Annotated in this window: 16 protein-coding genes and 1 pseudogene; 10 read left to right on the top strand and 7 right to left on the bottom strand. The window is 58.6% G+C overall.

The genetic code is table 11. The features are described 5' to 3' along the window. Window positions 1-116 precede the first annotated feature (116 nt). On the top strand, window positions 117-1,049 hold the full coding sequence (locus AB4Z13_RS29010) for an acyltransferase domain-containing protein (RefSeq protein ID WP_442207420.1): 933 nt from the start codon (window positions 117-119) through the stop codon (window positions 1,047-1,049). An 80-nt stretch (window positions 1,050-1,129) separates the two neighbouring features. Here AB4Z13_RS29010 and AB4Z13_RS29005 read toward each other — a convergent pair. Next, window positions 1,130-1,449, bottom strand: a pseudogene (locus AB4Z13_RS29005) (ATP-binding cassette domain-containing protein); the annotation flags it as partial. Window positions 1,450-1,645: 196 nt separating this feature from the next. On the opposite strand from AB4Z13_RS29005, the gene AB4Z13_RS29000 reads away from it, so the two are divergent. The 3 genes from AB4Z13_RS29000 (at window position 1,646) to AB4Z13_RS28990 (ending at window position 4,641) form a co-directional block, all read left to right on the top strand. Next, on the top strand, window positions 1,646-3,388 hold the full coding sequence (locus AB4Z13_RS29000) for a glycosyltransferase family 8 protein (protein WP_442207419.1): 1,743 nt from the start codon (window positions 1,646-1,648) through the stop codon (window positions 3,386-3,388). Between the two features lie 35 nt (window positions 3,389-3,423). Continuing rightward, window positions 3,424-4,110 carry a glycosyltransferase gene (locus tag AB4Z13_RS28995; protein ID WP_113321046.1) on the top strand — a complete coding sequence of 229 codons (687 nt, stop codon included), beginning with the start codon at window positions 3,424-3,426 and terminating at the stop codon, window positions 4,108-4,110. A 285-nt stretch (window positions 4,111-4,395) separates the two neighbouring features. Then, the gene (locus AB4Z13_RS28990) at window positions 4,396-4,641 is read left to right on the top strand and encodes a hypothetical protein (protein ID WP_162747937.1); all 246 of its coding nucleotides are present in this window, start codon (window positions 4,396-4,398) and stop codon (window positions 4,639-4,641) included. 123 nt (window positions 4,642-4,764) lie between these two features. On the opposite strand, the gene AB4Z13_RS28985 is transcribed toward AB4Z13_RS28990, so the two are convergent. From AB4Z13_RS28985 to AB4Z13_RS28970, 4 genes are all read right to left on the bottom strand, one after another. Continuing rightward, a complete protein-coding gene (locus AB4Z13_RS28985; protein ID WP_442207418.1) occupies window positions 4,765-5,964 on the bottom strand; it encodes a mandelate racemase/muconate lactonizing enzyme family protein in 1,200 nt (399 codons plus the stop codon). Window positions 5,965-5,981: 17 nt separating this feature from the next. Then, on the bottom strand, window positions 5,982-7,343 hold the full coding sequence (locus AB4Z13_RS28980) for a mandelate racemase/muconate lactonizing enzyme family protein (RefSeq protein WP_113321048.1): 1,362 nt from the start codon (window positions 7,341-7,343) through the stop codon (window positions 5,982-5,984). A 67-nt stretch (window positions 7,344-7,410) separates the two neighbouring features. Continuing rightward, window positions 7,411-8,577: a mandelate racemase/muconate lactonizing enzyme family protein gene (locus AB4Z13_RS28975; protein WP_442207417.1), complete on the bottom strand. Its 1,167-nt coding sequence runs from the start codon at window positions 8,575-8,577 to the stop codon at window positions 7,411-7,413. A 53-nt stretch (window positions 8,578-8,630) separates the two neighbouring features. Then, window positions 8,631-9,341 carry a GntR family transcriptional regulator gene (locus AB4Z13_RS28970; RefSeq protein WP_310380905.1) on the bottom strand — a complete coding sequence of 237 codons (711 nt, stop codon included), beginning with the start codon at window positions 9,339-9,341 and terminating at the stop codon, window positions 8,631-8,633. A 207-nt stretch (window positions 9,342-9,548) separates the two neighbouring features. Between AB4Z13_RS28970 and AB4Z13_RS28965 the strand changes: the two genes are divergently transcribed. The 6 genes from AB4Z13_RS28965 to AB4Z13_RS28940 all read left to right on the top strand — a co-directional run bounded on the left by AB4Z13_RS28965 (window position 9,549) and on the right by AB4Z13_RS28940 (window position 16,021). Then, the gene (locus AB4Z13_RS28965; protein WP_442207415.1) at window positions 9,549-11,027 is read left to right on the top strand and encodes an ABC transporter substrate-binding protein; all 1,479 of its coding nucleotides are present in this window, start codon (window positions 9,549-9,551) and stop codon (window positions 11,025-11,027) included. 73 nt (window positions 11,028-11,100) lie between these two features. Next, the gene (locus AB4Z13_RS28960; RefSeq protein ID WP_439018510.1) at window positions 11,101-12,060 is read left to right on the top strand and encodes a carbohydrate ABC transporter permease; all 960 of its coding nucleotides are present in this window, start codon (window positions 11,101-11,103) and stop codon (window positions 12,058-12,060) included. Further along, window positions 12,057-12,947: a carbohydrate ABC transporter permease gene (locus tag AB4Z13_RS28955; RefSeq protein ID WP_310380897.1), complete on the top strand. Its 891-nt coding sequence runs from the start codon at window positions 12,057-12,059 to the stop codon at window positions 12,945-12,947. The genes AB4Z13_RS28960 and AB4Z13_RS28955 overlap by 4 nt, the downstream gene beginning before the upstream one ends. Before the next feature lie 11 nt (window positions 12,948-12,958). Further along, window positions 12,959-14,056: an ABC transporter ATP-binding protein gene (locus tag AB4Z13_RS28950; protein WP_442207414.1), complete on the top strand. Its 1,098-nt coding sequence runs from the start codon at window positions 12,959-12,961 to the stop codon at window positions 14,054-14,056. A 33-nt stretch (window positions 14,057-14,089) separates the two neighbouring features. Beyond that, on the top strand, window positions 14,090-15,253 hold the full coding sequence (locus tag AB4Z13_RS28945) for a mandelate racemase/muconate lactonizing enzyme family protein (protein ID WP_442207413.1): 1,164 nt from the start codon (window positions 14,090-14,092) through the stop codon (window positions 15,251-15,253). 21 nt (window positions 15,254-15,274) lie between these two features. Continuing rightward, window positions 15,275-16,021, top strand: coding sequence for a ribonuclease activity regulator RraA (locus AB4Z13_RS28940; RefSeq protein WP_113321055.1), 747 nt, complete (start codon window positions 15,275-15,277; stop codon window positions 16,019-16,021). 359 nt (window positions 16,022-16,380) lie between these two features. Here the strand turns inward: AB4Z13_RS28940 and AB4Z13_RS28935 are convergent, their stop codons facing one another. Then, window positions 16,381-17,064 carry a methyltransferase family protein gene (locus AB4Z13_RS28935; RefSeq protein WP_113321056.1) on the bottom strand — a complete coding sequence of 228 codons (684 nt, stop codon included), beginning with the start codon at window positions 17,062-17,064 and terminating at the stop codon, window positions 16,381-16,383. Window positions 17,065-17,117: 53 nt separating this feature from the next. Then, entirely contained in the window at window positions 17,118-17,567 is a 450-nt protein-coding gene (locus AB4Z13_RS28930; protein WP_442207412.1) for a GbsR/MarR family transcriptional regulator, read from the bottom strand. Window positions 17,568-17,601 lie beyond the last annotated feature (34 nt).

The following is a 17,601-nucleotide window of genomic DNA, read 5'->3' as shown; positions in this document are numbered from 1 at the left end:
GCCGGAACCATCCTACTCGCGCTGACACCAACTTTTTTCGTGATATCACTCACGGTGTTCGGCGTGATCACCCTGCTCATTGCCATAATCATACTCTATCCCCGGTAGGTCCAGTCATGACACTTGCCATCTTGTGTTCCGGTCAGGGGAATCAGAACCCGAACATGTTCACCCTGACCGGGGATTGCGCGATGGCCAGCCACTTGTTCGCCAGTGCGACGATGCTGCTGGACCGTGTCGATCCACGCATCATCGTAAGGCAAGAGGCCGAGAATGGGGTCTTCGAAAACCGGACCGCTCAAATCCTCTGCACCCTTCAGTCGCTCGCTGCGATAACCGCGCTGAAGACGAGCATTCCGCAGCGTTCGGTTTTCGCCGGTTACAGCGTCGGAGAGATTGCCGCGTGGGGCGCAGCTGGCGTCTTCCGTCACATTGATACCTTGACGCTTGCTGCGCGGCGCGCCGAGATGATGTCTGGGGCTAGCGCGGCAGGTGATGGGCTGGTCTTTATAAGAGGTCTCGCCTACGAGACGATACGTCGCCTCTGTGAAGAGCACCACGGAGCCATAGCGATAAGTAATCCAGATGATGCTTTCGTCGTCGGAGGGGGGCAGACCTTCTTGGCGGCGATCATGCGGAACGCTAGTAACGCACACGCCACGCGCATCGTTCGTCTTCCCGTGGAGGTCGCGTCTCACACCCCGCTCCTTTCCGAGGTATCCGCGCAATTTCGTAGCGTCCTCGATGGTCCACCCAAGGCGTTTCCACCTATTGCTGGAGCTAGACTTCTGAGCGGGATCGATGGAGCCAGCGTGTCCCGGTTGGATCAGGGGCTGGACAAGCTGGCCGCGCAGATTTCGCACACGGTCAGATGGGCGGACAACTTGCAGGGCTGCGTCGAAAACGGCGCAACGGCCTTCCTGGAACTTGGACCGGGACGCGCCTTAAGTGAAATGGCTGCCACGAGTTATCCGGACATTCCGAGCCGATCGCTCGACGATTTCAAGACGCTGGACGGAGCGCGGGCGTGGATTTCCAGGTGGACATAACGATAGGACAGCCGCTCTAGGACCTCTGTCGATTTATAGCGTGAGCATAGCAAATCCACGCCCAACTCCCCTCGCACGGCGATGATCATTGTTATCCCGTCGCTTGCAAGTTCGCGCATCACGCGCAGCACGTCGTCGGTCGATTCCGGATCGAGCGCGGAGGTCGGCTCGTCAAACCGCGCCAAACAGAAGTACGGTTGGCGAAAGAGCAAGAGCCCGCGCGATTGCAACGCGCTGTTGCTCTCCGCCTGACATTTGCTCCGGATAGGCCAGCGCACGGTGTAGAAGACCAACCCGGGTCAGCAATCGTACGGCTCGGCCACAGCGTCACGCTCGTCAGGACGACATTTTCCACGGCGGTCAGATGCGGAAACAGATTGAAGCGAAGGTAAAAAAACCCTGATGACGTTGACAAAACTCTCTTGCGCACAATGTTTGAGCGTTGACGCGACACATGTAGCTGGCTTTTCCAGAATTTTCATTGAATATCCAATCTCGATAAGGCTTCTGTCGTCGTTCAATACTGCATATCTCAGGTGGGTGGGATGTCGGTTCGCATACGTAGCAAGGCCATATACGTGTTCACGGATGCGCGAATGCTTCCGGCAGCCTGCTGCGCGCTTCTGTCAGTCGAACGCAATAGTCAAAAGAACGATTTCAAGCTGATCATTGTCGGCATCGATTTGCCTGAAGACCAGAAAGCTGGGGTCGCGACCTTCAACGCCGTCAACGGTATCGATATCGACGTCGTCGATTTCACTTTTCCCACCGATACGCCCGAGACGGCAGGCCGCTGGCACAAGTCGACGCTTGCGCGCCTCTATCTCGACAAGCTGATGGGCGAGGAGCTGGAGCGCGTTCTTTACCTTGATGCAGATATATTGGCCGTCGGCAATGTCGATCCACTCTTCGATGTCGATCTCAACGACAAGGCGATCGGTGCGGTTGACGACTACCGCATTGCCTTCCCCGACAAGATCGGACAGCTGGAGCGGGAGCTCGGCCTCGACCCGGGGGCGGGATATTTCAATGCCGGGGTCGTTCTCATAGATTGTGCCGCCGTCCGGGCCGGCGGCTTTTTCGAGATGGCGCGTTCGCTGCTCAGATCAGGGCGATGCTTTGCCTCCAACGACCAGGATATTCTCAATATTGCCTTTCGCGGGACGTGGCAACGGCTGGACAGCCGGTGGAATGTCCAGACCGGTATCATGCCCTATATCCGCAATGCTGTGCTCCTGCATTTCACCGGACGTCGCAAGCCGTGGCATTTATCGGTGCAGGCTGGGCAGTCGGTCTATGCCGAGATCTATTCGAACATGCTTTCGAAAACGCCATGGTCAGGATTTGTCAGCCGGCGCGGCGGCTTGCGAAAGGCTGCCGACTATCTCCTGGCGCTCGGCAAGCGCGCCGGCGCGATGAACCGTGCCCAACAACTGAAGGCACACTTTGGCGCGGGTGAGGTCCCAAGGGCTGAAACGAGCCCCGGATCCGAAAATTCCGGAAGTCCCGTCTTTCACACGCAGGGCGCCGATGCGTGGCGCGCATTCTTCAATCGCTATTCGCACATCGTTTTGGTCGCCAATAGCGAGGCGCTCGATCCGCAGTCGATGCGCACGGAGTTTCCAGGGGATACGTTGTTCGTCTTCTTCAACAAGGTCTACAAGGTTCTCGACGACAGTTTTCCCGGGCATGCCATTCTTGTGGCGCGCAGCGGCATGATGGGCGCCAATATCGTCCATCGGCGGGAGGTGGACGAGGTCCTAAAATTCTTTACTTCGGACAAGTTCCTCGGCATTCTGAATATCCGTACGGCACCTGAGGAGCGCTTCAGCCCCGTCGGCGCATTCAAGGGTGCGACAGTCATGTACAGCGATCTCGAGACGCTGATGTCGCGACACTATCCGCCGGACAAGATCCCGACGAGTGGCTTTGCGTTGGTTGCGTGGATGCGCGAGCTTCAGCTGACACCGAAGATCGTGCTCGCCGGATTTTCCGGGAAACGGAGCGCACGCTGGAAGGTCTTCGACGTTCATGACTGGACATTCGAGCGGATCTATTTCGGGCTTCTGGCGCGAAGAGGTATCATCACCAGCGCCGAACATGCCAGGCCGTCCCGCTTCGACCTTCTGACCCGGCACTTTCCGGATGCGGAAAGCGAGGAGATCCAGGCGGGGATCAATGATGCACTCTCCACGCGGCTCGATCATGCGCTGACCCTCATCGACGGCCTGATGTCACTAACCAAATGGCAGCGGGCGCTCGACCAGGCCTTCCGCAAGGCGCGGCCAAAGACCCGCAAGCAGCGCGCGCTCGACCGCCAAAAGAAGCAAGCTTCCTGAAGGCAACACATAATCCGTCCCGAGGAGAAATTGATATGACCGATATCGTCAACATCTATGTTGGTTTTGATTCAAAGGAAGTTGTCGCCCATCACGTGCTATCGCAGAGTATTCTGGAAAAATCGAGCGTGCCGGTGAGCATCACGCCGATCTACCTGCACAATATCGAAAGCACGTTTACGCGTGAACGCAACGCCCTTCAGTCGACCGAGTTCTCCTTCTCGCGCTTCCTGACGCCCTATCTCAGTCAGTATGAGGGATGGAGCCTGTTCATGGATTGCGACATGCTTGCGCGCACGGATATTGCCGAGCTCTGGGCGCTGCGCGATGAGCGCTATTCCGTCATGTGCGTCAAGCACGATTACCAGCCTAAGGTCGAAACGAAGTTTCTCGGCCAGGTGCAGACTAAGTACGAAAAGAAGAACTGGTCGAGCCTGATCCTCTTCAATAACGCGAAATGCAGGGCGCTGACGCCTGATTACGTCAATACCGCAACCGGGCTGCAGTTGCACCAGTTCAAGTGGCTCGACGGCGACGATCTGATCGGCGAGCTACCCATCACCTGGAACTATCTCGTCAACGAATACGACAAGCGCGATGACGCCAAGATCGTGCATTTCACGGATGGCGGACCCTATTTCGACGAATACAAGAATGACGATTACGCCGAGGAATGGTTCGCGACACGCGAGCGCATGCTCTACGTCCAGCAGCGTGGCTGACTGGCATGTCGGGCGGATGGGGCGCTGACCGAAGGCCCAGCCGCAAAAACGGAGCAAGGGGTAAGCAGGCCGGGTGACTGGAGAAGGCAAATAGGATTTCGCGGGCTAAAACGGCCGGGAAACCGTCGCTCGAATTCAGCTCGAAACTACGACGAGACGCGCCGAATCATTTTTGAGGATTCATCGGCCATACGACGCCAGCCTGACGATTCAGGGTTGCAGATTGTAAACTTTTCGCGCAACATGCTTGGCGACATATAACGCAGCAAGCGTGGAGGTTTAATCGTGAATGATGGAAACCCCTTTCTTGAAGTTGTGCTGGATAGCTTGGTAGCCGTCGTTGTCTTCCTTAGTGCGGCAACCGTAATCGCGGCGGCAGCTTCATTTGCCTCTCTCATCAGTCGTGTTGCGGGAATTGTGCACGAGCCAGGCGCAACAGGCTCGCTGTTCGCAACATCTGGTATTCTTTTACTATCAACTATCTTGTCGGTTCTCGCCTCAATAGCGGCTCAACGTCTCAGCGTCGGCTGATGCCGGCTGAAAAGCCGCGAATGTTGCCCCCGCCGAATTGGGTCAGCGGATCGGTCAGCGCTTCTTATTTCAACAGGCCCTATACCTAGCGTCCGGCAAGATGAGCGCGGCAGGTGGAGGGGTTCAGTCGAAGAACCCCGCATCCTCTTCCCTGAGATATCTCCTCGCCCCCTCAGCGTCGATATCGAGGCCCAGCCCCGGCGCTTCCAGCAGGTCCACCATACTGTCATTCACGATCTGCGGCGGCAAGCCGATTACCAGATCCTCCCACCAGGGGTCGGAGGCGCTCGGATATTCGAACGCGATGTAATTTGCCGGCAACGTGGCGCAGACATTGATCAACGCGCCGAGGCCCAGCAACCCGTTAGCGGTGCCATGCGGCGCCATCAGGATCGAATGCATGTAAGCGTGCTCGGCGACCCATTTGAGCTCAGCAATGCCGCCAATATCGGCCGGATCGGGACCGATGACGCGTACCGCCTGCGTCTCGATCAGTTCCTTGAAATTGTGCCGCAGGTAGATCTGCTCACCAGTGTGGATTGGCGTCGAGGTGGAGGTTGTCAGTTCCCGATAGGCCTGCGGATTGACCCACGGCACGTAGTCGCCGGTCAGCATGTCCTCGAGCCACATCAAATTGTACTTCTCAACCGCGCGAGCGAACTTGATCGCATCGGGCAGCATCCAGCCCGGGCCGCAGTCGAGCGCCAGACTGACTTTGTCGCCCAGCACTTCCTTCATCGCGATCACGCAGTCGAGCATGTGATTGAAACCGCGTTCGCTGATCACGCCCTGATCCATGGCACCGTGATAACCGGCCTTCTTCTGCGTCACGCCGTAGTGGAAGTCCTCGATGGTGTCCTTCATGTTGGAGTGGAACGAGATGCCTTGCTTGACCATGAAGAAGTTCTGCGGCTGCTCCATCATCCATTTGACGTCAGCGGCGTAATCCTCCGGTCGGTCGCCCGTGCGTTTCTGGCGGACAGAGCCATTGTAGACGCGCACCTTGTCCCGCACCTTGCCGCCTAGCAGTTTATAGACGGGCATGCCCGCGGCCTTGCCAGCAATATCCCACAGCGCATGCTCAATAGCGCTCACCGCCGCGCCGTACGGCTTGAAAGAGCCGCGTTGGCGGATCTTCAGCATGACTCTCTCGACATCGGTCGGGTCTTCGCCGATCAGCGCCTCGCGGAAATGCAGCACAAAGGGTTTGAGGTAGGACTTGGTGAATTCGACTTCACCCAAGCCATAGAGGCCCTCGTCCGTCACGATGCGGACGATCGGGTGTTTGCCGATAACTGCGCAGCGGAGATCGGTGATCTTCATCTTCGTTCCTTTTCGCTTCAGCTCCAGGTGCGATCCCAGGAATACTCATCGTCCCAGCGGTCGGTAGGCTGCCAAATGCCGGTGACGCCCGGCTGCAGATGCCGCGAGATCACCTCGTCGACGACATCGTCAATCCCCAGGCCCGGCTTGTCCGAAACAGTGATGAAGCCGTTCTTGACCAGCGGCTTGGGAAGGCCCGTGACGATATCGTCCCACCAGTCAACATCGGCGGAATGGTATTCGAGCGCCATGAAATTCTCGGTCGCGGTCGCGACATGTGCCGCGGCCATTGCGGCGATTGGACTTTCTGCCATGTGGATTGCCATGGCAACACCACGGTCCTGCGCCCTGTCGCCGATCTTCTTGGTCTCGAGAATGCCCCCACTGGTGAGAAGGTCCGGGTGGATAACGGAGACGCCGCCGCTTTTGAGCAGAGGCTCGAAGCCCTCCTTGAGATATATATCCTCACCAGTGCAGATCGGTATCGTGGTGGCATCCTGCAGTTGTCGGTATTGCTCGGTATATTGCCAGGGGATCACATCCTCGAGCCAGGCTGGCACGTATTTTTCAATTCGCCTGGCAAGGCGAATGCCGTTCTGCATGGAGATGTGGCCGATATGGTCGATCGCAAGCGGCACATCCATGCCGATGACCTCGCGAACCTCGGCGATGTATTGCTCAAGCAGGTCGAGGCCCTTGTCGGAAAAGTGCAAGCCGGTAAACGGGTGCGGGACGTTATGCAAATCGTATGAAGCGTTGCGGACACGCCGCTCTTCAACGGTCTTCAGCGGCCCACGACTGGGACCGTCGCGGTACCCTTCGAGTGAGCCAGCAGGAAATACGACCGCACCGGGCACATCCGCGATCTGCATCAATCCCAAATCCATCTTGAGGAAGGTGAATCCGAGCTCCATGCGCTGCTTCAGGCGCTTACCGGTCTCGGTACCGCTCGGCACGGTGGCGTCGGTATCGCAATAGACGCGCACTTTCTCCCGAAACCGGCCACCGAGCATCTGGTAGATAGGGACGCCATAGGCCTTGCCGGCAAGATCCCACAACGCGATTTCAACCGCCGATACGCCGCCGCCTTGCCGGCCGTGCCCGCCGAACTGCTTGATGCGGCGAAACAGGCGGTCGATGTCGCAAGGGTTCTCGCCAAGCAACCGGCTCTTCAGCATCAGTGCGTAGGTTGCGCTGGCGCCGTCGCGCACCTCGCCAAGCCCGACGATGCCCTGGTTGGTGTAAATCTTAAGCAGGACTGAGGTGAACGGCGCGCCGACAATTTCGGCGACCCGCATGTCGGTAATGCGAAGGTCGGACGGCTTGGAATGCGTGTTCACCCGATTGAGCGCCTCGTCGGCTCCATGTGCCTCTGGCATGATCTATCCTCGTTCTGGTCGGGGGGCTCGTCGTCGCGCACGCTGATGCGGCGTAGAGCGTTGCTAGCTAGTCGAGCTCTATCTCGTGATTTTGAAGGTAGTCGCGGTTCATTTCAACGCCGAGACCGGGCTTGGGCGTAAGCTTGAGGCTGCCGTTCGAAACATCGAGTGGTCTGTCGATGAGGTGATCGTATTTGCCCAGGTTCCACTCCGACGTTTCAAGTTTGTAGAAATTGGGAACGGTCATCATCACCTGCGCTCCCGCAACCACGTTGATTGGCCCTGCGGCGTCATGCGGCGAGACCGGGATGTAATAGGCTTCGCAGAGCGCGGAAATCTTCTTGAGTTCGGTAATGCCGCCGGTCCAGGTGACATCCGGCATGATGTAGTCGGCGAGCCTGTTTTCGAGCACCGGCACGAAATCCCACTTCGTGTGGCCACGCTCGCCCCACGAGATCGCGGCGCTGACCTTCTCACGGACCTGCCTGAGAGCGTTGAGGCTTTCCGGTGGACAGGGCTCCTCGAACCAGTCGATCTGACCAGCTTCCTCAAGGCTCCGACAAAGGCGAATGGCGGTGGGAACGTCGAACCGGCCATGCGCATCGATGAGGATGTCGACATCAGCGCCCGCCGTCTGGCGGATCAGAGCCGTCAGTTCGGCGGCTTCGCGCTCATCCTTGCGGGTCATGCTGCCATCGAGATAGCCGTCCCGCTGCTCGCGAGCCTGTCCGCCGGCGGTGCGACCCTGCTGGGGAAAAGGATCGAACTTGAGCGCAGTGTGGCCCGAGTCGACGATGTTTCGAATTTCCTGGACCACAGCCTCCTTGCTGGTAAACTTGCGTTGGTTGGGATGGGTGTAGAGCGAAATTTCATCGCGTACCCGTCCGCCCAACAGCTCGTAAATCGGCTTGCCAAGGACTTTGCCGCGGATATCCCAGAGGGCGATATCGATGGCGCTTACGCATTCGACGGCCGCACCGCGACTGCCCATATAAGTGAAGCTACGGAATATCTTGTGCCACAGATACTCGATCCGCGCCGGGTCCTCGCCTGTCAAAGCGGCACCGATCTGGCGAAGGATCGTGCAGAGGGCGCGATTGGCAAGCCTTGTCGTGGTGGTGATCTCTCCCCAGCCGCTCACCCCCTCGTCAGTCGTCACTTCGACGAACAGGAACTCTCCCCAATAGGAAGCATCGGATCTGATTAACCACGGCCGAACGCTGGTGATTTTCATCTCAACTGCCTTTAACTGAAGTGGTCGGGATAACGATATTCAGGTTGTGGATTCTATCCTGCCCGAGCGGCATTACGCGCACGCATGTGCTCGAGGATGTGCCGGCCGGAGCCCTCAACATGGCGTGCAATGAGTTCGGCTGCCTCGTTCGCATGTCCCGCTTTTACATGCGCGATGAGCTCGCGATGCTCGCTAAGGATTGCGGCACGCCGGGCGAGCGTGAAGTCGAAACGCCGACTTACGGCTCGAAGCACTTCGCGATGCTTCCACCAAAGCTCGGCGGCATGGCGGTTGTAGTGCTTCTGGTACATTACCGTGTGAAAGGCGGTGTCCAGTTCGCTGTGTCTGAACGGGTCGGCGAAGTTGTTCTCTTCAATCAGGCCTTGGATGCGTTCGAGTTCAGCAATGTCCTCGACGGTGGCCATATTCACGAACCATTTCGTCAGTGCCGGCTCGATCAAGACCCCGATCTCATAGATGTCCCTAACGAAATCCTGATCTATGGGCCGGACACGCGCTCCGCGGTTGGGGACGAAGGTGACAAAGCCCTCCCCGCGCAACAGTTGCAGAGCCTCGCGCACGGGGTTGGTCGAGGTGCCGTGGCGCCGGGCGAGATCGGTGACAACAAGCCGCTCGTTGGCAGCGAGCCGCCCTTCGATGATGTCATCCCTGATCAGTTGATAAAGCGAGGCGCCCTCACTGGAGGCCCCGATAGCGTCGATGCCTTCGGGTGGCTGTGCTTTAAAATCGCTCGTTTCGGCCAAGATTGTCCCCAATGAATACACACATTGTTCGGATATCACGCGAAGCTTCTCTAAACAATGTACGATTTCTCTGATTGACAGGCAATCTACGATCTGAAAACGTATGATCAGGTCGAAGGGATACATTAGGGGAAGTCCCGCGGCCGGAGAGCAAAGACCGCTCGCCTCGATGCAGAGCGGCATGGGAGAAAACCTGGGAGGTTACCTATGACGAGGATTTCACTCGGCCGTGCCATCCTGTGCGGCACTGTCTCGACTGCTTTGATGGTATCGTTGATGTCCGTGTCTGCGATGGGTGCGCCGGTCGACCTGAGCAAGTGGTCGCCGGAATACGTTCGCTCCATCGCCGGCACACAAGATTTTGACACGGCGGCCGATTGCGCCAAGGTCACTCCGCTCGACTATAAGGGGCGACTGACTTTCTGGTATCAGGGCGTCTTCGAGGGCGACCCCGACCTCCTGCGCCAGTATTACAAGGACTTCTTCGAGACCTTCCGCAAAACCTATCCGAACATCCAGCTCGAGGAACAAGCCCTCACCTATAACGACCTGCTCGACAAGTTCCGGACCGCACTCCTTGGCAATGCAGCGCCCATGGCGGTCCGCCTGCAAATCCTTGGTGGCACCGAGTTCGCCGCAAAGGGCTATTTGCAGCCGCTCAAACCCGAAGATGTCGGGTATTCGACCGAGGATTTCTGGCCCGGCGCAATGAAGGCTGTAACCTGGGACGGGGTGACCTACGGCATTCCAACCAACAACGAGACGATGGCGTTCATCTGGAACGCCGACATCTTCAAGCGTGCAGGCCTCGATCCGGACAAGGCTCCGGCAACCTGGGACGACGTCGTCAAAGATTCCAAGCAGATCCACGACAGGCTCGGCATTGCCGGTTACGGCCTCGTGGCGCGCAAGAATGCGGGCAATACGCCGTACCGTTTCATGCCGCAACTGTGGGCCTATGGCGGCGGCGTCTTCGACGAAGCTACCGCCAACCCAACCTATAAAGAGGTCGAGCTCAATAGCCCGCAGAGCAAGGCGGCATTGCAAGCCTCCTACGATATGTATGTTCGCGACAAGTCGGTTCCGGTTTCGGCACTCACCAACCAGCAGGCGGACAACCAGCCCCTCTTCCTCGCTGGCCAGCTCGGCATGATGATCTCGCACCCGTCCGACTACAACGTCATGCTCGACCTGCAGAAGAAGACGACGGGCAGCGACAAGGAAAAAGCGCAGACCGTCATCGACAACATGCGCTACGGCCTGATTCCGACCGGCCCCGACGGCAAGCGTGCCGTCGTGTTTGGCGGCTCCAACATTCACATCCTGAAGCCCGAATATGTCGAGGGCGGCAAGGTAGACGAGCCGGCTGCAAAGGCTATCATCTGCATGTGGACGAGCCCCGAATGGTCGCTGAAGATGGCCTATGCCGGCTCGAACCCGGGAAACCTTAACGGCTTCAAGACCAAATGGATGAAGGAACGTCTTGATAACATCAAGTTCCTTGATGTCACGACCTCGATGCTGCCATACGGCATCCCCTTCCCGGCGCTGCCACAGTCTCCCGAGATCATGAATATTATCGTCCCGGACATGCTGCAGAATGCCCTGACCGGAGCCATGACCGTCGACCAAGCAGCAGACGACGCAGCCAAGAAGGTAAAAGACCTGACGGACGGCGGACTCTAGTCCAGGCCTGCCGATCTGACCGGCTGCGCCTCGATTGCAGCCGGTTTCTTCCGAAGAATAAGGGCAGGGCACAGTGACGATCTTGACTGGCAAGGCCGAGGTTCGCCGAAGACTGCACCCCGATAGGTCCGGCGTGCTGCGAAAGATTTGGGAGCATCGCGCTGACTACGCGTATGTGCTTCCTGCGATCGCCGTAATGCTCATCGTCATAGCCTACCCTATCTACTACACGATCGAGCTGTCGTTCTTTAATACACCACCTGGCCTTCAGCTCCGGGACAAGATTTTCGTCGGCTTCGACAACTACATCGCCATCCTCACAAGTCCGGTGTTCTGGACGGTCACCTCGAACACTCTTATCTGGACACTGGCATCCACTTTTATCTCATTTGTCCTGGGATTTGCCTGTGCCTTGGCGCTCCATCGCGACTTTATCGGCCGCGGCATCCTGCGGGCCATCCTGATCATTCCCTGGGTCATCAGCGCGGTCGCCGCGTCCTATATCTGGAAGTGGATCTACCATTCGGACTTTGGGATCATTGGCGCGGTGCTGGTCGGCCTCGGGTTGGCCGACCGGCCGCCGAATTTCATCGACAGCGTCAGCACGGTGCTGCCCTCGCTGATCGTCGTGAATATCTGGCGAGAGTTTCCGTTTGCTATGATCATGATGATGGCTGGGCTGCAGACGGTTCCCGATCAGTTGCTGCGCGCAGCAAAGGTCGACGGAGCCAATGCATGGCAGCGGTTCTGGCACGTCACCTTTCCGCACTTGAGAAACGTCTCGACGGTGACGATCCTTCTGCTGGCAGTGGCGAACTTCAATTCTTTCATCATCCCCTGGATCATGACCGGCGGTGGGCCGTCGAACGCATCGCATATCTGGATCACCCATATTTATGAGCTCGCCTTCGGCCGCCAGCGCTGGGGGGTGGCATCGGCCTATTCGGTGCTGCTGTTCCTGATCCTGATGTCGCTCGGCTACTTCTACGTCCGTGCGTTGAGCGGCAATGAACGGAAGGATGGAAACGAATGAGCGCGATTGCCGAGACTGCTCGTCGAAGCCAGGCGCGTCGCCGTACCCGCATCGATGGATGGCGGTGGGGCGGACGCATCTTCCTCGTGTTCATGCTGCTTTACACCGCATTACCGATGATCTGGATGCTGATCACCTCGATCAAGTCCGGCTTCGCGGCCATGCAATTCCCGCCGCAATGGTGGCCGGACCAACCCACCCTTGCCAGCTACCAGAAGCTGCTCGATCCGCAAAACAGCGTCGGCCAGGACTTCCTGCGCTTCTTCTGGAACAGCCTTTTCGTCTCCACCGCCACGACCATCCTTTCGGTGATCGTGGCAGTTCCTGCGGCCTACGCGTTTTCGCGCTTCACCTTCCCGGGTCGGAACTTTCTGTTCTTCGCCGTCTTGCTTCGGAACATGTTCCCGGCAGTGATTTTTCTCGTGCCGCTCTTCATCCTGATGCGCGCGATCGGGCTGGTGAACACGCATGGGTCGCTCATCCTCACCTACCTCACATTCGGCCTGCCGCTGGCAATCTGGCTGCTCAAGGGCTTCTACGACAACATCCCGGTGCAACTCGAGCAGGCCGCACGCATCGACGGGGCAACGCGGTTCCAGGCCTTTGTCCTCATCGTGATGCCGCTTTCGGCGCCGGGAATCATCGCCACGGCGATCTATTCCTTCATCGGCGCGTGGAACGAGTACATCTACGCCTACACCTTCCTCTCCAAGAACGAGCAGTTGACACTGCCGGTCGGCATCCAGCGCTTCTTCTCGGAGAATACAACGGACTTTCCGGGCCTGATGGCGGCCAGCTTCATGATGAGCGTGCCCGTCGTGGTTCTGTTCCTTGTCCTGCAGCGATACTTCGTACGCGCCCTCACGGAAGGCGCAGTCAAGCACTAAGGGAGTTGCCGGTGGCCCATGTGGTCCTCAAAGATCTGGTCAAGACCTATGGCAGCTTCAAAGCTGTCAACGACGTTTCGCTGACGGTCAACGACGGCGAATTCGTTGCGCTCGTCGGCCCCTCAGGCTGCGGCAAGACAACCACACTCAATCTTGTGGCGGGGCTCATCCCCATCACATCTGGCGACATCGTCATCGGCGACAGGGTGGTCAACGACCTCGACCCCAAGGACCGGGACATCGCAATGGTGTTCCAGAACTACGCGCTCTATCCGCAGAAATCGGTTTACAAAAATCTGGCGTTCCCGCTGCAGATGCGCAAACTGCCAAGGGACGAGATCGACAAGAAGGTCAAGGAAGCAGCGCGCGTGCTCGACATGACGCAGTTGCTCGAGCGCAAGCCGCGCGAACTTTCGGGCGGCCAACAGCAGCGCGTGGCGCTGGGCCGTGCCCTCGTTCGCGATCCGGCGGTATTCCTGATGGATGAACCACTCTCCAACCTCGACGCGAAGCTGCGCGTGCAGATGCGGTCGGAGATCAAGCGTTTCCACCAGGACCTCAACGCCACGATCATCTACGTGACACACGACCAGCTCGAAGCGGTAACCATGGCCGACAGGATGGCGGTGATGAACGGCGGCTACTTGCAGCAATACGATACACCGGCGCAGGTCTTTGCCCATCCTGTGAACATGTTCGTCGCCAGCTTCGTCGGCAGCCCGGCGATGAGCCTCGTTCCGCTGGAGGCGTCAACGGCAAACGGCAATACTGTGTTGACGAGCGCGGAGGGCTGGCGCCTCGAGCTCTCGCCACAAAACGCTCAGAAGGTCTCGAGGGCAACAACCAAGAAAGTCGTGCTCGGGGCACGTCACTCGACGATCAGGCTGCATAAGAGCGCGATACCTGGAAGCGTCCCTGCCAAGGCCTACACAGTGGAGCCGACCGGAGACGTCACTTTCGTGCAGGCGTTTCTGTCTGGCGCCATCGTCAACGTCAGCGTGCCGCCGACCATTGCCGTGGCGCCCGATGAACAAATTTGGCTCGAGTTCGATCAGGAGCGGATGCATCTTTTCGACGGCCAAACAGAAATGGCGCTCAAGGCCAACTGAGACCAGGCGGATGCGTGTGAAACGAGGGCGTGGATGACTGCGAAGCTCAAAATCACGGCGATCAAGCCCTATCCAGTATGGGTAGGAACGCGCAACCAGATGCTGGTCAAGGTGGAGACCGACGATGGCATCTTCGGCTGGGGCGAGAGCGGCCTGAGCGGGCGCGAGAAGGCCGTGGCCGGCGCGATCGAGCACTATCGCGAATTTCTCATCGGCCGCGACCCGATGCAAATTGGGCGGATCTGGCAAGAAGTTTATCGCAGCCAATATTTCGAAGGCGGGCGCGTTCTGCAGGCGGCGATTTCGGCCATCGACATTGCCCTTCACGACATCAAGGGCAAGGCGCTGGGGGTGCCGGCCTACGATCTGTTAGGCGGCAAGCAGCGCGACCGCATTCCGACCTTCGCCTCGACCGGTGACGAGGCCGAGGGCGATGCTGCCATCGAACGAGCCCGCGAACTACGCGCCCAGGGGTGGCAGGCGATCCGCTTCTTCCCCATCGGGCAAAACAGCAGGGATATCTTTGAGCCGCGGGAGTCGATCGGGCCTACCGCACGTATGCTGAACAAGGCGCGTGAAGCGCTGGACGACGACGTCGTCCTCGGCATCGACTATCATCATCGGCTCTCGGTGGCAGAGGCGGCGAGCTTCTGCAACAAGCTCGGCCGTGGCGTGCTTGATTTCCTCGAGGAGCCGATACGAGACGAAACGCCGGAGGCTTACCAATCCCTGCGCACGATGACCGACATCCCGTTCGCCATCGGCGAGGAATTTGCCAGCAAGTGGCAATTCCTGCCCTACGTCGAGCGTGGCATCCATCAGTTCAACCGGCTCGATGTTTGCAATGTGGGCGGGCTCACTGAAGCGATGAAGGTCGCGGGCTGGAGCGAGGCGCACTATGTGGACCTGATGCCGCACAATCCCCTCGGCCCAGTCTGCACTGCCGCGACTATCCATCTCGCCGCCGCGGTAGCGAATTTCGCCTGGCTCGAGACAAGGGCGCCCGAAGCAAAGCTGGGGTTCGATAATTCCGACTTCTTCCCCGTGCAACCACGACTCGACGGCCCCGACTATCCGGTCAGCGATTTGCCGGGGCTCGGCGTCGAGGTCAACGAAGAGGCGATCAAGGCGGAGAGCTTTCGTTTCTGGGAAGCGCCTCACCTGAAGCGCCGCGACGGTTCAGTGACAAACTGGTAGTTTCATCCACCGGAGCTTAGAATGACACACACGCCCGACATTACGCGACCGCCCAAAGAGTTGATCGACGCGCTGAAGGAGATCGGCGCCGCGACGGTTTCCGGCACGCTTGGCCACATGGGCTTCCGCAATCCGCACATGGTGGGTCCCGTGGCGCAGAATCACGGAAAATCGATCGTCGGGCCGGCCCTGACGCTTCAATTCCTGCCCCAGCGGCCGGACCTCTTTACCGAGGGAGAATATGCGGATCCGGAGACGCAGTTGCACCGCCATGTGCTTTATCACGCGCAGGAGGGCGATGTGGTCGTGGTCGACGCGCGCGGCGACATGAGCTCCGGCGTCTTCGGCGATATGATGTCGACGTATTTCAAAGGACGAGGCGGCGCTGGCATCGTGATCGATGGCTGCATGCGCGATCGGCCCAATGTCGAGAAGCTGGATCTACCTTTATGGCTGCGTGGCTGGACGCCCAACTATCATGTGCAGACTGGCATCTATCCCAACGCCGTCAATGTTCCGATTGCCTGTGGCGGTGTCACGGTCATCCCCGGAGACATCATCGTCGCCGACGATGACGGGGTGGTGGTGCTTCCAGTCGCAATGGCCGCGAAGGTCATCGAAGAATCGCAAAAGCATCACGATTGGGAGGAGTTCTCACGCGTGAAGCTTATGGGGGGCGGGTCGTTGCAGCGCTACTATCCGCTCCATGACGATGCCCGCGGAGAATACGAAGAGTGGCGCAAAACAAACCGCTTGGGAACAACTTAGCCAATGGATTGCTCAAGGCGGGGCGGCGAACTTTCTCGGGTATCGCCGACGTCTACACAAAAAGCGCGGAGTCGAATGTCGCCATCGGCGCCCGCTTTTCGATCTGGCAGCCGGGCTCCAGCCGAGGTTCGCCGAATGTCACCTTCTATGAAGGGTTTCGGATGTCGGCAGCTTTGGGCCGAACGTTGCATGGCGACGTCTTTCGGACCTGGTCAACGTTCAGGTCGGGAGGGGCTGAAAATTTAAACTTCGGGCCACGTACCGCCACGCGTTGCCGCAATGTATCCTGCTAATTCGATCCGTCTGTCGTATTCGACGGCATGATTTCTCGTCGAGATCGGCCATCGTGGCGGGCAGTCTCACCAGATGAATGGAATCAGGCGCCAGCGCACGCGGCGCGCATAATCGTCATAGCCATCGAGGCCCGTGCGCAGTGTTTTTTCTTCAATGCCGATCCGGATGCCGAATAAGAATGCGAGGATGGGGACCGTCACAAGCCCCCACCATGAGCCGAGCACGAGCGAGGTACCGGCGATGTAGAAAAGCGCGCCGAAATACATCGGATGGCGGACGATGGCATAAGGGCCTGTTGTGATAACCGCCTGCCCGCGGTCCTTTTGTATTTTCACGACCGGCGCCGCGAAGCTGTTCGTGCGCATAACCCAGTAAATGAACAAAAGTCCCGCCAGAAGGAGGCCGCAGCCTGCCCACTGCACGGAAGATGGCATCGCCGACCAGCGCCAGCGCGCCGCATCTGCTGCCATGAAACCCATTCCTCCAAATATGAGGAGCAGGACTGGAATTATAATCAGCTTGTCCGCGAGCGGCTGATCCTTTTGCAAAGGCGGCTTCAGGCGTTCTCTGAGCAGCCCGGGATCAACGCGCATCATGATTGTCCCAAAAACGATTGATAGTGCGACCATTTCACCGAGATAGAGCCACCCACCGATGTAGTCTATCGTGCCCGCGGCGCCAAAGATAATCGCACCCATGAAGCCGTACCAGACGATCGTCTGGATGATAAGATTTAGAACGAGACCCATTTCTTGCCTCTCATGTCGAAGCTGTTAATTCTTCCGCCACGGGAATTCACCCTTCACCGCCGGCGCCGGCTACATTTCCAGTGGCTCATGGCGTCATCCATGGCGCCGCGCATCACCCGATAGAATTCCGCCATCTCCTCGAGACGTGCGTTTACTTCCTTGGACGGGACGATTCCTGCCCCGGCGTTCAGCTGCTCGGCCAGTGCATCGAGCAGCCGGTTCTGTTGTCGGATCATGGCTTCGTAGTCGTCGGCCACCGCGTAAAGCGCGCGCTTGGTTCCGGGCTCGCTGTGGCGACGCGCGAGCGTATAGGTCTCCAACAAACGCGCTGCCACGCTTGCGCTGCTCTTGCTGATCCCGAGATCCTCGGTGATCTGGTCTAGGCTGACGGGACGGGGGCAGAGAAGCAGATGACCATAAAGCCGGGCGGCGATGGGCGGCACGCCCGAAGGCACCAGCAGGCGCGCCATATCCTCCACGAAGCGCTGCTCGTCTTCATGCATTTTATTTGATATATTCGACATATCCCGAATATAT

The organism is Rhizobium sp. YAF28, from assembly GCF_052113285.1.
In the GTDB taxonomy this organism is placed as follows: domain Bacteria; phylum Pseudomonadota; class Alphaproteobacteria; order Rhizobiales; family Rhizobiaceae; genus Rhizobium.
The sequence above is the reverse complement of the archived record's forward strand: the minus strand, read 5'-3'. Positions and strand labels throughout refer to the sequence as shown.

Bases quoted from the DNA above. Each gene is read 5' to 3' on its own strand.
- AB4Z13_RS28995 (WP_113321046.1), top strand. From the start codon at position 3,424: ATGACCGATATCGTCAACATCTATGTTGGTTTTGATTCAAAGGAAGTT.
- AB4Z13_RS28945 (WP_442207413.1), top strand. From the start codon at position 14,090: ATGACTGCGAAGCTCAAAATCACGGCGATCAAGCCCTATCCAGTATGG.
- AB4Z13_RS28980 (WP_113321048.1), bottom strand. From the start codon at position 7,343: ATGCCAGAGGCACATGGAGCCGACGAGGCGCTCAATCGGGTGAACACG.
- AB4Z13_RS29010 (WP_442207420.1), top strand. From the start codon at position 117: ATGACACTTGCCATCTTGTGTTCCGGTCAGGGGAATCAGAACCCGAAC.
- AB4Z13_RS28955 (WP_310380897.1), top strand. From the start codon at position 12,057: ATGAGCGCGATTGCCGAGACTGCTCGTCGAAGCCAGGCGCGTCGCCGT.
- AB4Z13_RS28985 (WP_442207418.1), bottom strand. From the start codon at position 5,964: ATGAAGATCACCGATCTCCGCTGCGCAGTTATCGGCAAACACCCGATC.
- AB4Z13_RS29000 (WP_442207419.1), top strand. From the start codon at position 1,646: ATGCTTCCGGCAGCCTGCTGCGCGCTTCTGTCAGTCGAACGCAATAGT.
- AB4Z13_RS28930 (WP_442207412.1), bottom strand. From the start codon at position 17,567: ATGCATGAAGACGAGCAGCGCTTCGTGGAGGATATGGCGCGCCTGCTG.
- AB4Z13_RS28935 (WP_113321056.1), bottom strand. From the start codon at position 17,064: ATGGGTCTCGTTCTAAATCTTATCATCCAGACGATCGTCTGGTACGGC.
- AB4Z13_RS28975 (WP_442207417.1), bottom strand. From the start codon at position 8,577: ATGAAAATCACCAGCGTTCGGCCGTGGTTAATCAGATCCGATGCTTCC.
- AB4Z13_RS28965 (WP_442207415.1), top strand. From the start codon at position 9,549: ATGACGAGGATTTCACTCGGCCGTGCCATCCTGTGCGGCACTGTCTCG.
- AB4Z13_RS28940 (WP_113321055.1), top strand. From the start codon at position 15,275: ATGACACACACGCCCGACATTACGCGACCGCCCAAAGAGTTGATCGAC.